The sequence below is a fragment of the Paracoccus hibiscisoli genome (assembly GCF_005048265.1).
In the GTDB taxonomy this organism is placed as follows: domain Bacteria; phylum Pseudomonadota; class Alphaproteobacteria; order Rhodobacterales; family Rhodobacteraceae; genus Paracoccus; species Paracoccus hibiscisoli.
Map to the genome: position 1 here is coordinate 83,808 of NZ_SUNH01000006.1, position 18,869 is coordinate 102,676.

Genomic DNA, 18,869 nt, shown 5'->3' on the forward strand with positions numbered 1-18,869 from the left:
GCAGAGAGTGAACGCGCGCCGCCTGGTACAGGTCCGAGGTGCTTGGCCTACCGGGATGCAAAAGGTCTATGTCGATGCTGAAAATCTCGATCGACGACGCCGACCTGCAGCGCAACCTGCGCCAGTTGGCAGACAAGGACGCTCGGCAAGCCGCTACCTGGGCGCTGAACGACACGGCGGCCGATGTCCTGAAGCATGTGCAGGACCGGATGGATCAGGTCTTTGACCGGCCCACGCGGTTCACGAAGAACGCCTTCATGGTCTGGCGTGCCAAGCCCGCCACGCTGGAGGCCGAGGTGATGGAACGCCCCTCGGTCGGGCGGCGGCATTACCTGAAGGCGCAGGAATTGGGTGGCCAGCGCGGCCAGACCGGTCTGGAAAAGCTGATAGCGTCACGCCTCTCGGCTGATGGCCAGATGCAGGCGGCAGTGCCGGCGGCGGGCGCGCGGCTGGATGCCTATGGTAATTGGGCGAACGCGGAACGCAAGCAAGCCGTGGATGCCGTCACCTCGGCAGCGCCTACTCAGGCCGCTGTGCCGACCGGGGGTCGACCGCGCAAGCGCGCCGGGTTCTTCATCCCCAAGCCGGGCTCTAACCTCTCGCCTGGCATCTGGAAGCGCGCCCCCGACGGCTCGATCAGCAAGGTGATGCACTTCACCTCGGTCGCGCCAGTCTATTCGGAACGGCTCGGGTTCCAGGACGGCGCGGCCGAGGTCTATGCCGCCCGCCTGCCCGAGCATCTGGCCCGGACCTTCGAGCGGATGTTCCGCCGGGTGGCCGAGCGGGCCTAACCCCGCGCGGGTCCTTCCCCGGTGCAAACCGCACGCGGGTAATTCGCACCGCGTTGCATTCCTGACAGCGATCCCGGTCCGGGGTTGTGGTTCGGGTTGTTGTTGTTGTTCTCACAGGGAAAGCCATGACCACCATCACGCTCGAGGATGGGAGCGTGCTGGATGTCGCCCGCCATCCTCTGCCGGATGGGGTCACCGACGACGGCACGCCCCTCAACCGGTCGCAGCTGGCGCGTGCCTTCGGCGTATCGGAGAACACGATCGCCAAGTGGATCGGCCTGGGCATGCCCGCGATCACCACCGGCGCCAATGGCGTGGCCTATGAGTTCCGCCTGGCGCATTGCTGGGCATGGAAACAGGACCGTGACGAACGCCACCGGGCCGCCAAGTCGCGCGGCGACCAGCTGGCCGCGCAGGCGGCCCTGGCCTTCCGCAACTTGGACGAGGACCAAGCCGAGGAAGAGGGCGAGCTGACCGCCGACGATCTGCGCAAGTGGTCCGAGGCCGAGTATCACCGCAACCGGGTGGCCGAACAGCGGGGGGATCTGCTGCGCGCCGACCGCATGAGGGCGCTGATCGAGGACATGTTCGTCACCTTCGGCGCCGAGATGGACACGCTGCCCGACTTTGCCGAGATGACCTTTGGCCTGTCCGCCGCCCAGGTGGCGCAGCTGGAGGCGCGCTGCGACGAGATGCGCGCCGAGGTCCGCCGCCTGATTGAGGCGCGCCTCGGCCGCCCCGGGGCCGTGGTCAGCCTGCCGGGGCGCCAGTCGGAGCTGGACGTCTGATGGTCGAGATGATGGACCGGGGCCTCTCGGCCCTGACGCGCATCCCGCCGCTGCCGCCGTTCATGACCCCGGAGGAGCTGGTCGCCGATGCCCTGCCGCTGCTGGACCCGCCGAGCCGGGTGACGGTCACCGATGCCGCCGAACGGGCGCTGCGGGTGCCGGTGGCGGGCAAGTGGTCGGCCTATGACCGAGGCGTCGCGCCTTATACGATCGAGCCGCAGGACATGTCGCAGTCGCGCCGGTTCCGCGCCGTGGTCTTCGTGGGCCCGTCGCAGAGCGGCAAGTCGCAGATGCTGCTGTCGGTCTCGGCCCATGCGATCACCTGCGCGCCCGGCCCGGTGCAGCTGATCCACATGACCAAGACCGATGCGGATGCCTGGGTCGAGGAGAAGCTGGACCCGGCCATCATGAACAGCCCGCTGCTCTTGGAGCGGCTTGGCCGCGCGCGCGAGGACAGCACCTTCAGCCGCAAGCGGTTCAAGGGCATGCGCCTCGGCATCGGCTATCCGGTGGCCAACCAGCTGTCGTCGCGGTCGCAGCGGCTGGTGCTGCTGACAGACTACGACCACATGCCGCAGCGGTTGGGGCCGAAGGATGCGCCCGAAGCCTCGCCCTTCAGCATGGCGCTGGCGCGGATCCGGACCTTCCTGTCGCGGGGCTGCGTCATGGCCGAAAGCACGCCCGCCTTCCCGGTGGACGAGGCCAAGCATCGACCCGCGACCGGGCTGGACCCGCATCTGCTGCCGCCGACCACGGCGGGGATCGTCAACCTCTACAACGAGGGCACGCGCGGGCGCTGGTACTGGGAATGCCTGGACTGCGCCGAGCTGTTCGAGCCGACCTATGAGCGGCTGGATTACAATCGCGACCTGGACCCCGGCGAGGCCGCCGACAGCGCGGTCATGGTCTGCCCGCATTGCGGATCGGTGATCGAGCATCGCCAGAAGGTCGAGATGAACCGCCGCGCCGCCGCCGGGCATGGCGGCTGGCTGCATGAGAGCCGGATCGTCGGCGAGGACGGCAGGCGGCAGCTGTGCCGGATCGACGACCCGCAGATCCGCAACGTCTCGACCGCCAGCTATGCGCTGAACGGGGTCGTGGCGGCCTTCGCCTCCTGGCGGGGTCTGGTCGAGAGTTACGAGGCCGCGCGCCGGGTACTGGAGGCCACGGGCGACGAGACCGACTTTGCGGGCGTCCATTACACTGAACTGGGCATCCCCTATCAGCGCCCGAAGGACGAGGACGAGAACGCCGTCACGGTCGAGAGCCTGACCGGCCACGCGATGAAGCTGCCCCGCGGAGTGGCCCCGCACTGGGCGCGGTTCATCACCGTGATGGTCGACGTGCAGGGCAACCGCTTCGAGGTGATGGTCATGGCCTGGGGCGCGGAGGGCGAGCGGGTCACGATCGAGCGGTACGCGATCCACCAGCCACCCGACGCCGCACCCCGCGCCAAGGGCGAGGATGGCAAGTATCGCGGCATCGACCCGGGCCGGTATGCCGAGGATGCCGACGTGCTGACCGAACTGGCGGCGCGGGTGTTCCCGGTCGATGGCGCGGCCTGGGGGCTGAAGCCCGTGGGCGTGGTCATCGACTTCAACGGCCCCAAGGGCTGGGCCGACAATGCCGAAAAGTTCTGGCGCGCCCGCGCCCGTGAGGGTCTGGGGGGTCGGTTCTATCTGTCGATCGGGCGGCCCGGCCTGAACCAGCGCGACCGCGTCTGGCACGAGGCCCCTGAGCGGGCATCGAATGGCAAGAAGGCGCGCGGCATCAAGCTGCTGAACATGGCCGTGGACCGGCTGAAGGATAGCGTCTCGGCGGCGCTTGCGCGGACCGACACGGCGACGAACGCCCAGCACGTCCCCTCCTGGATGGAGGCCGAGCATGTGGCCGAACTGCTGGCCGAACAGCGGGGCGACAAGGGCTGGTCGCTGAAGCCGGGCCAGACCCGCAACGAGAGCCTCGACCATTCGGTGCAGGGTCTGGCCCTTGCCGAGTTCCTGGGCCTGAACCGCGTGAACTGGGAGGCTCCGCCCGCCTGGTGCGTGCTTGGCCCCGACAATGCCAATGCCGTGCCCCTTGAACGGCCCAACGACCCGGACAGCGCGCGCGAAGTGCCCGCGCGACCCGCCCCCAAACGCATCGGCTATCTGAGGAGATGACATGGCCTATACCCAGGCAGATGCCGATCAGCTGCGCGCGGCCATGGCCAAGGGCGTGGCCTCGGCCGAGGTCAACGGCGAGAAGGTGACATTCCGGTCCTTGGCCGACATGCGTGCCACGCTGGCGATCATCGAGGCCGAGCTGGCCGGTCTGGCCGGCGGCGCGGCCCGCGTCAGCTATCCGCGCACGACGCGGGGGCTCTAGATGAATATTCTGGACCGGATGATCGGCTTCGTCGCGCCGCAGGCGGGGCTGCGCCGGGTGACGGCGCGCGCGCAGGCGGCGGTGGTCATGAACTATGACGCGGCCTCGCGCGGGCGGCGGACCTATGGCTGGAAGGCCCCGGCCACCTCGGCCGATGCGGCGGCGCACATGTCGCGCGAACGGCTGCGCCAGCTGTCGCGGGACATGATGCGCAACCGCGCCTATGCCGCCCGCGCCCGCGACGTCATCGTGGCCAACGTGGTCGGCGAGGGCATCCAGCCGTCGGTGCGCAGCGACAACGACGCCCACAAGGACAAGATCAAGGACATGGTCCATCGGCACCTGCTGTCCACGTCGCTGGACACGGGCGAGGAATACGACCTGCTGGAGATGCAGCAGATCTGCATGGCCGCCGTGGTCACCGATGGCGAGGTGCTGATCCGCCGGAGGATGCGCAACACGCGCTATGGCCGGGGGCTGGCGCTGCCCTATCAGGTCGAACTGTTGGAGGCGGATTACCTGGACATGACCGTCCAGACCTATGGCCAGAACCTGGTGGTCGAGGGCGTGGAATACGGGCCGACCGGCGCGGTGGAGGCCTATCACCTCTATAACGAGCATCCAGGCGCGGTGCGGCACCGCAACCCGCTGGCCTCGACCCGGGTGCATTGGTCGGACGTGATCCACCTGCGCCGCTTCGACCGGCCCGGCCAGACCCGAGGTGTTCCCTGGCTGGCCCCTGTGATGATGACCCTGGGAGAGTTGGCCGACTACCAGGAGGCGCAGATCCTCAAGCAACGCATCTCGGCGCTGATGGCGATCGTGCTCAAATACGCGACCGGCTCGACCCGGCCCGCGAATGCCGGATCGGGGCTGGAGGACTTGGCCCCCGGCGCAGTGGTCGAGCTGCCCGAGGGGGCAGAGCCGACCGTGGTGCAGCCGCCCACCGTCGACGGCTATGACGAGTTCATGGGCCGCAGCCTGCGCACCGTCGCGGCGGGCCTGGGCATCACCTACGAGTCGCTGACGGCTGATCTGCGCGGGGTCAACTTCTCCTCGGGCCGCATGGGCCGCAACGAGATGGACCGGCTGGTCCGCATGTGGCAGCGCGGCCTGATGGTCATGCAGTTCGGCACCGGCATGGAGCGCTGGTTCCGCGAGGGGCTGCGCCTGGCGGGCATGGGCGATCTGACCTTCACACTGGACTGGACGCCGCCGCGCCGCATCCTTGTCGATCCCGTCAAGGAGATCCCGGCGATGATCGAGGAGGTCGAGGCCGGGCTGAACAGCCGCCAGGGCGTCCAGCGCGAACTGGGCCGCGACCCCGACCGCATCCGTGAGGAGCGCATCCAGGATGCCGAGGCCGACCGGGCGATGAACGCGCCGCCGATCAAGCCCAAGAAACCCGTTCCGGCCGCGGCCGGGGACGATCCCGACACCGGAAAGGATGATGACGATGCGAACGGGCAGTGACCTGATCTTCAACGGCGAGCTGATCCTCAGCGGCAATGTGGTCGACGACAGCCATGTTGGCTGGATGTGGGAGGAGGACGTGTTTTTCGCCCCGTCGCTGGTCCGTCAGGCGCTGGCCCAGATGGGTGAGGGCCTGGTGACCGTGCGGATCAATTCCGTGGGCGGTCATGTGAACGCAGGCGAGCAGATCCGCGCCATGCTGGCCGCCCACCCGGGCGGCTGCCGGATCATCGTCGAAGGGCTTGCGGCCTCGGCCGCGTCCCTGATCCTGATGGCCGGGTCCGAGCGGGTGATGTCGGCCGGATCGCATATCATGATCCACGATCCTTCGGGCGTGATCTGGGGCAACGAGGATGACGCCCGCCGGGCGGCCGACCAGCTTGCCCTGATCGCGAACACCTATGCCGCCGTCTATGCGTCCGCCTCGGGCAAGACGCCCGACGAGGTCCGCCGCCTCATGAAGGCCGAGACGTGGTTCGGACCCGAGGCGGCCATCGCCGAAGGCTTCGCCGACACGATCGACGGCACGCCGCCCGCCACCGCGGCCCCGGTTCCGACCGAACTGTCCGGTGCCCGTCAGCACTACATGGCGGGCTGCGCCCGGCTGCGCGAGCGGCTGGCCGCCCCCACGCCCCCGGCACGGGCCACCCGGCCCGCGCCCCTTCCCGCCGCCGCCGGCGGTCACCCTTCCATGGAGAGCACCATGCCCCCGATTGACCCGACCCCGACCGCGGCCACCACCCCGGTCATCGAAACCCCCGCCACCCCCGTGGTCCCGGCACCGAACCCGGCGCCCGCGCAGATGCAGGCCGCGCCCGCCGATGTCCTGGCGCAGGAACGCGCCCGCAACCGCGCCATCCGCGAGATGGCCGCCCCCTTCATCACCTCGGGCCGTCTGATGCAGGCCGATGTGGATGCGCTGATCGACAGCGGCGTGGCCGCCACCGATGCGGGCACCCGCCTGATGGCCACGATGGCTGCCCATGAGGGTGTGTCGAGGACTGCCCCCGCCCGCAGCAGCATGCAGCGCGACGAGGGCGAGACCCGCGTGAACGGCATGATCGGCGCGCTTATGGGCGAGACCGAAGGCCCCGCCAGCCAGTTCCGCGGCATGCGCCTGCGCCATCTGGCGATGGAGCTGGCTGGACCGGGCCGCGGCTTCAACGACACCGACGCCATCCGTCGCGGCATGCGCGCCACCACCATGATGGGCGGCGCCTACGGGGTCAGCGACTTTGCCCATATCACCACCGAGGTGATGAACCGCACGCTGCAGCAGGCCTATCAGCGCCGCGCGGCCACCTGGACGCTGGTCACCGGCGCGCCCCTGACCGCAACCGACTTTCGCGAGCTGCATTCGGTGCGCTTCGGCGGCGACTTCAGCCTGAAGCCGGTGCTGGAAAACGGCGAATATCAGTCCGCCGTCCTGGCCGACGAGGCCGAGGGCCTGAAGGTCGAGCGTCGCGGCCGTACCATCAAGCTGACTTTCGAGGCGGTGGTGAACGACGATATGGGCGCATTCCAGCGCATCCCGACCGAGTTCGCCATGGCCGCGCGCACCATGGAGAACAGCATGGTCTGGTCGCTGATCCGCACCAATGCCGCGCTGAAGTCCGACGGCAAGGCACTGTTCCATGTCGATCATGGCAACCTGGCCGGGACCAGCGCCGCGATCACCGCCGCCGCCGTCGCCTCCGCCCGCAAGGCCATGTGGGAGCAGCGCGCCTTCGGCACCGCCGACAAGGACGACTTCCTGCAGATGGAGCCTGATCGCCTGATCGTGCCGCCCGCGCTGGAGCTGGTCGCGCTGCAGTTCGCCACCCTGACCACGCCCGCCACCGACGGGACCACCAACCCCTTCAAGGCCAGCCTGACCCCCGCCGTGGTGCCCAACCTGGGCGCGGCCGCCGGCGGATCCGACACCGCCTGGTACCTGATCTCGTCGGACCTGCCGCCGATCGCGCATGCCTATCTGGAAGGCTATTCCGCGCCGACCGTGCAGACGATCGAGGGCATGAACCCCGATGCGGTGGTCATGAACGCCCGCCACATCTTCGGCGCGGCCGTGGTCGAGCATCGCGGCTCCTTCAAGAACGCCGGCGCGTAAGGCGCGCCCCTGAACTGGCATGCGGCAGGGCGGCCCGTGGGCCGCCCGCTGCCATTCTGAACCCCCTCGACAGGAGTGCGAGATGAAGAACTATGTCCAACCGGGTGAGCATCTCACCCTGACCATGACCGCTGCCGTCGCCTCGGGCGATGGCGTGCTGATCGGCGCCATCTTCGGCGTCACCCAGGGCGCGGCCGCTGCCAACCAGCAGGTCGTGGTGGTCCGGCGCGGCGTCTACGATCTGCCCAAGCTGGCCGCGCAGGCCTGGACGGTCGGCGCCAAGGTCTACTGGAACGACACCGACAAGGTCTGCACCACCGTCGCCAGCGGCAATACGCTGATTGGCGCGGCGGTCGAGGCGGCGGCCAACCCCTCGGCCATCGGCCGCGTGCTGCTGGACGGCATGATCCGCTGATGACCCGCCTCTTCGACGGCATGGCGGGGATCCTGGCGGGAGTATTCGGGGACCGGATTCGGTATCAACCCGCCGCCGGACCGGAGCGCGAGGTGGTGTCGATATTCCGCGCCATGCCGATTGAAGTAACGGCTGCCGATGGGCAGATCCTGCGGATCGACGCGCCGACATGGCGGGTTCGGGCCAACCTGGTTCCCGAGCTTGCACGGGGAGACCGTATCGAGTTGCCAACCGTCGGTCGCTTCACTGTCCAGGTTATGCACAAGAGCGGCTCTCCGGCCGCAGATGCGGTGGTCATCTGCGAGCTGCATGGTGAGGATGGCGAGTGATGGCGCATTACCGCAGCACCTTCCGCGCCGCCGTCCGCGGGGCGCTGTCTGCCGATCCGCATTTTCTGGGCGTTGACGTCCTCAAGATCTGGCCCGGCAGTATCGACGATACCGCGCTTCCCGTCATCGGCGTCCTGACACCGCAGGAGCCCAGCCAGCGTGACAGCCAGACCAGCGTCACGCGCCTGACACTTCTACAGGTTGCCCTGCGCCGGAAGGGTGGCGAGGGCATCGAGGACCAACTGGACGAGGACAGTCACCGAATAGAGGCGCAGGTTCTGACGGCGCTTCGCTCGCCTGAGGTCGCGGTGACCCTGGAAGACACCAGCATCGTCAGCCACAGCCAGTCCCGCGCCTATGTGGGCACGCTGGTCATGAGCTTCCGGGTGCAGACCTGGCAGCCCGAACCCACCCTTTCCTGACAAAACACAGCATGGAGTGAATGCACATGAGCGGCAGAATCGGCTATGGCTCGACGGTCCGCGTTGGACTGCTCGGGTCCGGCGGCACCCCGAATTTCTTCGAGATCGACCTGGTGGGCGACCTGGAGGCCCCCGACGAGGAGGTCGACGAGCATGAATCCACGCATATGAAGTCGCCGGGTCGCCGCAAGCAGTTCATCGCGGGCCTGATCGACAGCGGCGAGCTGACCGTCCCGATGAACTACATCCCCGGGTCGGAGACGCACACCAAGCTGACCCAGATCAAGGCCACCGGCGAGGAGGTCATCATCGAGCTGACACTCGGCGCGACTGGCACCCCCGAGAGCTTCACCGGGTTCCTCAAGGGCTATGGCCGCAGTGCGCCGATAAACGGCAAGATGACCGCCAGCGCCCGGTTCCGGCTGTCCTCAGCGCTGCCCGATGCGCCGGCGGGGGGTTGATCGGATGGCCCAGATCACCGGAGAGATCACCGCTACCCTCGGCGACAAGACCTATCAGCTGTGCCTCGGCATGATCGGCTTTGCCCAGCTCCAGCAGGAATACGGCCAGCAGCTGGAGCCGATCACCAAGCTCGACCCCGAGAAGGAAGACCTGCCCGATTTCGGGGTCATCGTCCGGATCGTCGAGATCGCGCTCCAGCGCTATCACCCCGAGGCGGACCGTTACGTCGCCGACGATCTGTGCCGGCAGGATATGTCTCTGGTCTACCGGCTGCTAGAGGCCGCCATGCCGGCGGGTGCCGAAGATGGCGGCGGCAAGGGCAAGGCGGGCGGCGCAAAAAAGACCCCGGCGAGGCGCTGAACCTCGCCGGGCTCTATGACGCCTGGCTGATGCTGGATCTCTGCCCCGACCGCTTCTGGCTGATCACGCCCCGGCTTCTGCTGACGGAGATGTCCGCCGCCTCGCGCCGCCGGACCCGACAGGAGGAGACCATCCTCACGGCGGGCTGGCTGGCGGCGGTCGTTCAGCGGGCGAAGACGATCCCCGATCTGGACGTTGCCATCGGCCGCAGGCCCCGCGCGCCGCGGGACGTCGATTTCTACCTCGACGAGATGAAGGTCGTGCTGCCCGGCACCACTATGGAGGAATGGGCCGCCCGCGTCAGGGAGGCCCGGCAGCAACAGGACGCCCTGCGACGGGTCTCCGCAAACGCAATCTGACGGAGGCATTCCATGGCGGTATCCGGACTGGTCGGTCGCCTGAGGGTGGCCCTGGGCCTTGACGACGCGCAGTTCAAGAAGGGCCTCGACGACAATGCCAGCCGCATGCGTCAGTTCGGCAAGCGCCTGGCTATGGTCGGCGCGGGCCTCTCGGCCGCGGGTGCGGGGATCGGCCTGGCTATCCGGGGTCAGCTGAACGCTGCGGATGATCTGAGCAAGGCCGCGCAAAAGATCGGCATCCCGACCGACGAGTTGTCGCGCCTGGCCCACGCCGCAGATATGTCGGGCGTGTCGATGGGGTCGCTGCAGGGGGCGGTCGGTCGCATGTCGCGTGCCATGACCAACAGCCCGAAGAAGTTCACCGATCTGGGCATCGCGGTGCGGGGTGCCAACGGGCAGATGCGCCCCACATCGGCCGTCATGGCCGATCTGGCCCAGAAACTGTCGGAAATGCCCGACGGTGCCGAGAAGACCGCGCTGGCGATGGATCTGATGGGGCGCTCGGGGGCCGAGCTGATCCCGATGCTGAATGGCGGCCGCGACGCCCTCCAAGGCATGCTGGACGAGGCCGATGACCTGGGCATCGTCATCACCCCCGAGATGGGCCGCGCGGCCGAGCAGTTCAACGACAACATCAGCCGCCTGACCAAGCAGCTGGGCGGCATGTGGACGATGATCGCGGCGAACCTGGCACCAGTCCTGGTGACGATGTCGGACAAGATGGTCGAGATCGCTACCCGCTTCCGGGGCATGTCGCCTGCCATGCAGCGGTTCATCTCAATCGCCGCCGCCGCCGTGATCGTGTTGGGCCCGCTGCTATCCGGTCTGGGGCTGATGATCATGGGGGCCGCACCCTTCGTCGCGGCGATGGGCAGCATGGTGCTGGCAATCAAGGGCATCACCCTGGCGATGGCCGCCAACCCGATTGGCCTGGCGGTTGCCGCCATCGCCGGGGCAGCCGTCCTGATCTATCGCAACTGGGATCAGGTTGGCCCGTGGTTCGCGCGCATGTGGGACAGCGTGAAGGCCGTCTTCGCGGGCTTCCGGGACTTCGTCGCAGGCATCTTCACCGGGGATCTGAGCCGGGCACTGGACGGGCTGAAGGCCATCTTCTCGGGGCTCAAGGATTACTACCAGGGCCTTTGGGATGGCATCGTCGGCGTGTTCCGCTTTGCTTGGGAGAACGGCATCAAGCCGATCACTGACGCCCTCGGGATGACGGACGCGATCCTGCGAGGTTGGGACCGGCTCAAGGCGGGCTTTGACCGTATCCTCAGCGGAATCGGCGCGGCCTTCGATGCCGCATGGACGATTATCAAGCCGGTGGTGGATGCGTTGGCATGGGTCCGCGACAACGCGGCATCGGCCATGGACGCGCTGCCCAACCAGCCGTCTGATGGCAACAACCGCGCCGGGAATGGTCGGATCGATTTTGCGCCGACAGGCCGGGACGTGGCGGCCGGCCTGTCGTCCGGCACGTCCGCGATCGGCGATCAGGGCGACACCGATGCCGACAGCTATCTGGCGCGGTTCCGCAAGCGGTTCGGCATCCAGTCGCCCTCCCGGGTGATGATCGAATACGGCCAGTACATGTCCCAAGGTCTGGGTATGGGCATCGCCAACGGTCAGCCCATGGTCGATGCCGCCAGTGCCGGGCTCGGCCAGTCCATGGCCGACCGCATCACGCCCTACTTCGAGGGGGTGACGCGAGATGCGCGCAACCTCTCGGACGTCTTCGACAACGTGAAGACCGGATTTGCCCGCATGCTGCAAGATATGGCCTCGCGCCTCGCCGCCAGCGGGCTGAGCCGGATCATCGGCGGCGTCTTCGACAGTCTGTTCGGCGGCGATGCCCTGACCGGCGCGCTGCGCGGCGCGGGCCTCAATGCTATCCCCGCCATGGCAGACGGGGGCCGGGTGCTGCGCGAGGGCCTCGTGCAGGTTAACGAGCGCGGCGGCGAGATCCGCAAGCTGGCCACCGGCGACGTGGTCATCCCTCATGAACTCTCGAAGATGGCCATGCGGGCGCAGGTCGGCGCGGAAGGAAACGTCCATGTCACCGTTTCCGTCGATGAAACCGGAAACCTCCAGGCGTTCGTCGATCGGCGGGCACAAGGCATCACTGCGCAGGGGATCCAACGCTATGACCAAGGCATGACACAGCGCGTTGCAGCCGCCATCCGCAACCCGAGAGGCTAACGATGATCCTGAGCCGAGCCGAGTTCTGGGACCGTCTGGCGGTTCGCTCTGCTGACCTGTTCGCGCCGACGCTTGCGGTTTCCAGCCGCACGGCAGGCGGGCAGATCATCCGGGCGCGGTCGTTCGGTGATGACCTGTGGTCGGCCACTGTGACCCTCGCCCCCGGCACGCATCAGAATATCCGGGAACGGCGGGCGCTGCTGATGCTGGCGCAGCAACCAGGCGTGCGCATCGTGGCGGATGATCCGTCCTATGTCGGCCAGTCGCGCCCCGGCGTGACCTTGCAGGCCGTCGCGCCGGATAACCGGACGTTCACGCTGGCGGGGATGGAGGATGCCGCCCTGAACGTGGGCGACTACCTCGAGATCAACCGGCATTTCCACACGATCACCAAAGCGAACGCGCCGAACTCGGGCGGGCAGATGGTGGTCGAGGTCATGCCGCATGCGCGCGTGACCATCCCGGTCGGCGGGACGGTCGGGCTGTTCGATCCGGGGTTCTTGGCTGTGATCGACGGCATCCGCCCGGCGATGTTTGAGGCGGTCGTGGCTGGCGAGGCGTCCTTTACCATCACCCAGGTTTACCCATGAGAGCGACATCCCCCGCGCTGACCGCGCATCGCAACACGCGCCGTTCGGTCCATGCCGAGCATCTGATCTGGATCGAGGCCCGCAACCGGAACACCAACGCGATTGAGACGGCGGGGCTGTGGACCGGATCGGACACGCGCAGTTTCACGGTGGACAGCGTTGTTCGGACCTTCGTCGGCACGTCGGTTCTTCGCATCCCGGCCTTTGCGGATGAGGCGGGCATCCGGGTTCGCCGCGTGGATCTGACGCTGGCCGGGGTGTCCGAGGCGGTCGAGGTCGCCCTGCGCCTCTATGATACCTACAACGCGCCGGTGACGATCTGGCGGGCCGAGTTCGACATGAACCGCAACCTGATCGCGGCCCCGGAGCGGGTCTGGCGCGGGCGGATCGAGACAGCTCCGGTCACCACAGCGACGTTCGGTGATGGCTGCGACGTGCGCATGTCTCTGGTGTCCGACGCTTGGCGCCTGACCGTCTGCCCGCCGCTGACGAAAAGCGCGGCGGCGCAGGCTGCCCGTGGCGATCAGGGGCGGCGCTATTCCAACGTGCACGACGCTGGCGTGACCTGGGGCGAAACCCAGGCACAGCCGAAGAAGCGCAAGAAGTTTCTGGGGATTTTCTGATGGATCGACGCCCCGACTGGCGCGCGCGCTTGGTGGACTACATTGGCGAATGGCAGCCAAAGCCGTTCGCCTATGGCACCGCCGACTGCTGGATCTTCGCGATGGGCGCTGCCGAGGCGGTGACGGGCGTGGACTACATCGGCACGGCGCGAGGCTATGCCGACCGCGAGGCCGGGCTTGCGGCGATCCGCGAGGCCACGGGCCGCAAGTCGCACGTTGATTTCGTCTATCGCACCTTCGGCAAGCTGCCGTCGATCTGGCACGCCATGCCGGGCGACATCGCCACGCTGGACGCCCACGACGGCATCGGGCTGGGGGTTGTGCAGGGCGAGATGATCTTTGCCCTGTCCGAGCATGACGGGCTGATGCTGGTGCCGCTTGAGCAGGCGCGCAGCGTTTACGCAGTAGGCGAGAAGAACCGCACATGATCCCATTTTTCGCCGTCCTGATCGCCGCGCTGGTTTGCGCGGGGCCTGCGCATGCCGGTTTCCTTGTGCCGGTCGTCGCTGGCCTGTTCGGCGGCGGGGCCATTGCAACGGCTGCGGCAAGCATTCTGGTAGGCGTGGGTTCGTCGCTGGTCAGCCGCGCCCTGCAGCCCAAGCAGAAGGCGCAGGGGCCGGGCGCGATCAGCATTGACGCCCCCACGTCCGGGGATGGCACCCCGCAGACGATCATCCTGGGCGGTCGCGCGGTTGCGGGGCACCGGACATGCCCGGAATATTCGCGCGGCAATGGCAAGGAATGGCTGACCATCGTCCGCGACCTGTCCGACATGCCGATCAATGGGCTGGTGTCGGTCTGGTTCGGCAATGACCGGATGGCTGTGCAGGGCACCCAAGGCGCTGGCGGTGACGTGCTGGTGCCGCGCACCACTGGGGCTGACAGCGGCTGGTTCACCCCGTCGGGCGGGCGGTATGCGGGCAAGCTGCGCGTGCGCTTCTACGACGGCACGCAGACGGCGGCAGACCCGCATCTGCTGGCAGAGTATGGCAGCCACCCAGACCGCCCGTGGCAGGCCGATATGCGGCTGCTGGGCGTGGCCTATGTCATCATCGAACTAAAGCGCGATCAGGAGGTATTCCCCGGCATCCCGGATCTGCTGTTCGAGGTCGAGGGCATCAAGCTGTATGACCCGCGCAACGGTCAGATGGTCTGGTCTAACAACCTTGCCCTGATCGCCTACAACGTGATGCGCGGCATTCAGATGCCCGATGGCAGCATCTACGGCGGCGGGCTGGACGATGCGGATCTGCCGCTGTCAAGCTGGGCACCCGCGATCAATGAGGCAGGCGCGCAGAACTGGCGCGGCGGGCTGGAGGTCAGCGTTGGTCCGCAGGACTATGACGGGGATATGCCCTATGAGGTGATCGAGCATCTGTTGCAGGGCTGCGCCGGGCAGGTCGCGGAGAGCGGCGGGGTTTGGCGGGTTCGCATCGGCGGGCCGGGCCTGCCGGTCGCTTCGGTCACCGACCGCGACGTGGTGATCAGCGAAAATCAGGTGTTCATGCCCCACCAGGGGCCGCGCGAGGTCTATAACGGCGTCACCGGCCAGTATTCCGAGACGGCAGAGCGGTGGGAGAGCAAGACGACCCCGCTGCGCATCGATCCGGCCTATGTGGCGCGGGACGGTGCGCGGAACGTGGTTCACCTGGCCTATCACGCGGTCACCGACAGCCAGCAGTGCCAGAAGCTGATCCAGATGGCGCTGGACGACAACCGCCGTCAGCGGACGCATGAGCTATCCCTGCCGCTGGATTACGCCCCGGTCGAAGTGCTGGACACGCTGTCCCTGTCGCTGCCCTATGACGGATATGTGGGCAAGCTGGTCGAGGTCACGGCCAAGACCACCGACCCGGTGACGATGGGCCAGCGGGTGTTCGTGCGCGAGGTCGATCCCAACGACTTCACCCCGGCCGCCGTGACGCCGCTGCCGACTATCCCGGTCGTCACAACCCCTCTGGCCCCGCAGCCGCTGCCGGGATGGGCCGTGGAACCGGTGATCGTGCAGGACGCGGAGGGCCGCAACCGCCGCCCCGGCGTGCGGATCATGTGGACGCCCCTGCCTGCCGAGGGCATCGAGTGGGAACTGCGCAGCCAGGGCGCGACCGCTCTGGCCGGTGAGGGCACGACGCAGGAGGTCGAGAAGGGCCAGCGGGTCATCACGGCTGGCCTGATCAACGGCACCGCCATGCAGATCCGGGGCAGGGCTGTGCTGCGCAACCGCGCGCGGGCGTGGACGGAATGGACCAATTTCATCGCGCCAAATCTCGGCCTAGGTCCGCTTGACGTGGACGTGCCTGCCCTTCGCGAGGAAGTTCTGGCCGACCTGACCATCCTGGAGGAATGGCTGGACGGCGAGGACGGCCCGTTGCAGCCACTGCGCGATGGCGTGACGCAGGCGCAGGCCGATCTGGCAGACGCGCGGCTCGAGCTGGCGACTGACATTACCGCCGCTGAGACGCTGGCGATGGATAACCTGAACATCGCGCGGGCCTATACGGACACCGGCCTGTTGAATGAGAGCGTTTCGCGGGTCACTGGAGATCAGGCGCTGGCAGCGCAGATACAGACGCTGACGGCTGTTCTGAACAGTGAAAACTATCTGGAGAACCCGCGTTTTAGCAATGGCCTGACCGGTTGGAGCGGGTTCCACGCGGCGACTACGACTGTTGTTGCACAGGACGACGGATCGTCAAACGCGATCATCGCAGACGCCCCGACAGCCAATTTTGTCCAGCTTGTCGGAACGTCTGGCGGGGTTCGGGATATCCGGCAGGACTTCGCGGCAACCTTCGCTGAAAACGAGGTGCTGCAATGGCGCATCTATGCGGGGGCGAATGAAGCTGGCCGCACAGCGCTTGCGCTGGTGCAGTTCTACAACTCAGACGGGGTTCAGCTAGGATCGACCATCAGCACGACGCTGACCCTGACGCCCAATGCCTGGCGCATTTTCTCAGGTCAACATGCGGCCCCGGCTGGAACTAGCTCGGTTCGCTTCACCTTGCGCGTCCCGGCCACCGCATCAACCTCGCCCATCAGCTTCACCGATGGCAGCGTGACACGCGTGGACCAGTCGGTCATTGCCCGCATCACTGACCTTGAGGTGGTGGTGGCCGAGAATGAAACGGCCTTCACGCTGCACCGGAATGAGGCGCTGTCGCGGCTTGGCTCGAATGAGGCGGCGATAACTAATGAGGCCGCCACTCGGTCATCTGCAGTTAGCTCCCTGTCTGGACAGATCACCACCGTCAGCGCGACGGCCAATGCCCGCAATCGGACCTTCCGTCAGTCTACAGCCCCGTCTGGCGTTGTGACCGGTGACATTTGGTATGACACATCTGCCAATAATCGGCCCCGCCGCTGGTCGGGCACCGCCTGGATTGACACTGACGATACGCGGATTGCGGCGAATACGGCGGCAATCACTAGTGAGCAGATCGCGCGGGCCGACGCCGACACAGCCCTGGCAGGCCAGATCAATGTGGTAAAGGCGACTGCACTAAGCGCAGGCGGTTCAATATTCCCTGCAACGATGGCGAATAATGCTGCAGCCTGGCGGCAGGGACTCGGCGGTCAGCCGGGCACCGGCTCTGCCATGAATCCTGCTGTGACATATTTTAACGGTCCCTTGGCTGGCGATCATATTGGCATAGCTGCAGGCCATTCCGGAAACGTCCATGTCGTATCGGATGCTGTCTCTGAATACACGGACGGTCTAATCATCAGAATATCCGTGCGGGTCAAGATCGATGGCGGGACGACCGGCAAGTTGCGCGCCTTGGTTTCGACGCTTCGGAGTGACTACAGCAACTCAAGAAACCTTGCCACTGGCATTGAGATCACACCGACGACTGCCGGAACATGGCAGACGATTTCGGTTGATTTCACGCTGCCAGCCCGACTTTCCGATGAGGTCTATTTCCGGGCAGGCGTGTTTTCGAACAGCGCCGTATCCCCCGACCTGCCGATCTTTATTGCATCGATCCGGATTGATGACATCACGCTGCCTGCGCTGAACACAGCCTCGATCACGAACGAGGCCATTGCGCGCGCTGACGGCGACAGCGCGCTTGCCAGCCAGATTGCGACGGTTTCCGCTGTTGCCAACGCGCGAAATCGAACTTTCCGGCAGAACGCCGCGCCCTCGGGGCCGGTGACAGGGGATGTCTGGTATGACACCGCAAACGGCAACTTGCCCAAGCGGTGGAACGGTTCGGCGTGGGTAAACACCGACGACACGCGGATTGCCCAGAATGCCGCCGCAGTGACGAACGAGGCTGCAGCACGCGCGACGGCTGACAACGCGCTTGCGAACCAGATCACCACCGTCTCGGCCCGCACAGATCGCGGCACGGCTACAGGCCTGTTGCGGGTCAGCGCAGAGGCCACGCCAGCCGGGGTGACCTCTCGGATCGGCCTGCGCGCAGAGGCCAGCGCAGGCGGGACGGCACAGAGCGCGGCCCTGTTCCTTGAGGCGACGGCGGGCGGCAACAGTCAGGTGGTGATCGCTGCTGATCGCGTATCAATTGCCACCGGCAACGGCACGGGCGCATCCCGGCGCGTTCCTTTCGTGGCGCGCAATGGCAACGTGTTCATGGGCAATGCCATCGTGGACACGCTGTCCATCGGTCCGAACCAAGTCACGGTTCCCGCCGCGCAGCAGCTTTCCTCCATCCTTCCTGGAAACCTGACGTGGCGAAACGCCAACACCATTTCCTACACGTTGCCCTTCGCCGGATCGGCGGCGATCCAGTGGTTTGGATCGCAGGGCTATGTGATCCGGCAATCACAGGCCATCGGCATCCGCTTGCGCATCAACGGCGTGGTGCAATGGTCGCGGATTGCGGGTGACCCCAATGGCGGGTTCACCATTGAACAGGACTGGCTGGCGATGGGCTGGCGGCGTGACCTGCCCGCAGGCACTCACAGCATCCAGGTCGATTGGTGGTCGAACAACGCGAACCTCCAGCTTGAGGATCGAACGCTCATTGTCCAAGGGTCCATGCGATGATCCGCTATGCGATACTCGATGATCAGGGCATCGTCGTCGGCTTGGGCGATGCCCTGACCGCTGACGACATGATCGGATCGGTTCCCGACGGTCACACCGTCACCGGGATGGGAGATGACGAATATCCCGTGCCGATGGCGGAATACCTGGGGGCGGATGAGCAGTTCCACCCCCTACCGCCCCGGCCCGGTCCTTGGGCGCGCTGGCAGGGCGTGGAGTGGATCGACCCCCGCACGCCCTCCGACATGCAAGCGGCGCTTTACGCCGCGCGTGATGCGACTTTCCTAGACAAGTCGGATTTACTCACACGCATGTTTCTAGCCGGTTTGTTCGACGCGGAGAACGTCCTGATCGCTTCGCAAGGGGAGATCCCGCCGACGCTTGAACCTGCGCTGCAATCGATGCCCGCAGAGGCCCAGGTGATCGCCCGCATTAAATGGCGCAGCGACACAGTTATCAGCCGCGTGAACCCGGTCATCGTTCTCGCGGCTGCTGCGCTTGGTGTGACCGACGAGCAAATGGACGCGATATTCGGCGTCACCGTTCCCGCCTAATCCCCACCCATAGGAGGCC

Annotated in this window: 18 protein-coding genes; all 18 read left to right on the forward strand. The window is 66.8% G+C overall.

Going from position 1 to position 18,869, the window contains the following annotated elements; genetic code table 11:
• Window positions 1–74: 74 nt before the first annotated feature.
• The 18 genes from FA740_RS04475 to FA740_RS04560 all read left to right on the forward strand — a co-directional run bounded on the left by FA740_RS04475 (window position 75) and on the right by FA740_RS04560 (window position 18,850).
• Entirely contained in the window at window positions 75–791 is a 717-nt protein-coding gene (locus FA740_RS04475; protein WP_136855577.1) for a hypothetical protein, read from the forward strand.
• A 125-nt stretch (window positions 792–916) separates the two neighbouring features.
• Complete coding sequence (locus FA740_RS04480) at window positions 917–1,579, forward strand: terminase small subunit (protein ID WP_136855578.1); 663 nt, start codon at window positions 917–919, stop codon at window positions 1,577–1,579.
• Entirely contained in the window at window positions 1,579–3,741 is a 2,163-nt protein-coding gene (locus tag FA740_RS04485) for a terminase gpA endonuclease subunit (RefSeq protein ID WP_136855579.1), read from the forward strand. Before FA740_RS04480 ends, FA740_RS04485 begins: the two co-directional genes overlap by 1 nt.
• A 1-nt stretch (window position 3,742) precedes the next feature.
• Window positions 3,743–3,946 (forward strand): phage head-tail joining protein, encoded by a 204-nt coding sequence (locus FA740_RS04490; RefSeq protein ID WP_136855580.1) that lies wholly within the window; start codon window positions 3,743–3,745, stop codon window positions 3,944–3,946.
• A complete protein-coding gene (locus FA740_RS04495) occupies window positions 3,947–5,419 on the forward strand; it encodes a phage portal protein (RefSeq protein WP_136855581.1) in 1,473 nt (490 codons plus the stop codon). It abuts the gene before it with no gap.
• Window positions 5,403–7,526 carry a head maturation protease, ClpP-related gene (locus FA740_RS04500; RefSeq protein ID WP_169306214.1) on the forward strand — a complete coding sequence of 708 codons (2,124 nt, stop codon included), beginning with the start codon at window positions 5,403–5,405 and terminating at the stop codon, window positions 7,524–7,526. Before FA740_RS04495 ends, FA740_RS04500 begins: the two co-directional genes overlap by 17 nt.
• Before the next feature lie 82 nt (window positions 7,527–7,608).
• Window positions 7,609–7,941 (forward strand): DUF2190 family protein, encoded by a 333-nt coding sequence (locus FA740_RS04505; protein WP_136855583.1) that lies wholly within the window; start codon window positions 7,609–7,611, stop codon window positions 7,939–7,941.
• Window positions 7,941–8,270, forward strand: a complete 330-nt coding sequence (locus FA740_RS04510) for a head-tail joining protein (RefSeq protein WP_136855584.1) — start codon at window positions 7,941–7,943, stop codon at window positions 8,268–8,270. The genes FA740_RS04505 and FA740_RS04510 overlap by 1 nt, the downstream gene beginning before the upstream one ends.
• Complete coding sequence (locus FA740_RS04515; protein WP_136855585.1) at window positions 8,270–8,692, forward strand: hypothetical protein; 423 nt, start codon at window positions 8,270–8,272, stop codon at window positions 8,690–8,692. The genes FA740_RS04510 and FA740_RS04515 overlap by 1 nt, the downstream gene beginning before the upstream one ends.
• A gap of 26 nt (window positions 8,693–8,718) precedes the next feature.
• A complete protein-coding gene (locus FA740_RS04520) occupies window positions 8,719–9,153 on the forward strand; it encodes a phage tail tube protein (RefSeq protein ID WP_136855586.1) in 435 nt (144 codons plus the stop codon).
• Window positions 9,154–9,157: 4 nt separating this feature from the next.
• Window positions 9,158–9,514, forward strand: a complete 357-nt coding sequence (locus FA740_RS04525; protein ID WP_136855587.1) for a hypothetical protein — start codon at window positions 9,158–9,160, stop codon at window positions 9,512–9,514.
• Between the two features lie 29 nt (window positions 9,515–9,543).
• On the forward strand, window positions 9,544–9,873 hold the full coding sequence (locus FA740_RS04530; RefSeq protein ID WP_136855588.1) for a hypothetical protein: 330 nt from the start codon (window positions 9,544–9,546) through the stop codon (window positions 9,871–9,873).
• Window positions 9,874–9,885: 12 nt separating this feature from the next.
• The gene (locus FA740_RS04535; protein ID WP_136855589.1) at window positions 9,886–12,072 is read left to right on the forward strand and encodes a phage tail tape measure protein; all 2,187 of its coding nucleotides are present in this window, start codon (window positions 9,886–9,888) and stop codon (window positions 12,070–12,072) included.
• A gap of 2 nt (window positions 12,073–12,074) precedes the next feature.
• Window positions 12,075–12,662, forward strand: coding sequence for a hypothetical protein (locus tag FA740_RS04540; RefSeq protein WP_136855590.1), 588 nt, complete (start codon window positions 12,075–12,077; stop codon window positions 12,660–12,662).
• Window positions 12,659–13,285 carry a hypothetical protein gene (locus FA740_RS04545; RefSeq protein WP_136855591.1) on the forward strand — a complete coding sequence of 209 codons (627 nt, stop codon included), beginning with the start codon at window positions 12,659–12,661 and terminating at the stop codon, window positions 13,283–13,285. The genes FA740_RS04540 and FA740_RS04545 overlap by 4 nt, the downstream gene beginning before the upstream one ends.
• Window positions 13,285–13,713, forward strand: a complete 429-nt coding sequence (locus tag FA740_RS04550) for a DUF6950 family protein (protein ID WP_136855592.1) — start codon at window positions 13,285–13,287, stop codon at window positions 13,711–13,713. Before FA740_RS04545 ends, FA740_RS04550 begins: the two co-directional genes overlap by 1 nt.
• The gene (locus tag FA740_RS04555) at window positions 13,710–18,296 is read left to right on the forward strand and encodes a phage tail protein (protein WP_136855593.1); all 4,587 of its coding nucleotides are present in this window, start codon (window positions 13,710–13,712) and stop codon (window positions 18,294–18,296) included. The genes FA740_RS04550 and FA740_RS04555 overlap by 4 nt, the downstream gene beginning before the upstream one ends.
• On the forward strand, window positions 18,293–18,850 hold the full coding sequence (locus tag FA740_RS04560) for a hypothetical protein (RefSeq protein ID WP_136855594.1): 558 nt from the start codon (window positions 18,293–18,295) through the stop codon (window positions 18,848–18,850). The genes FA740_RS04555 and FA740_RS04560 overlap by 4 nt, the downstream gene beginning before the upstream one ends.
• The last annotated feature ends 19 nt before the right edge of the window (window positions 18,851–18,869 follow it).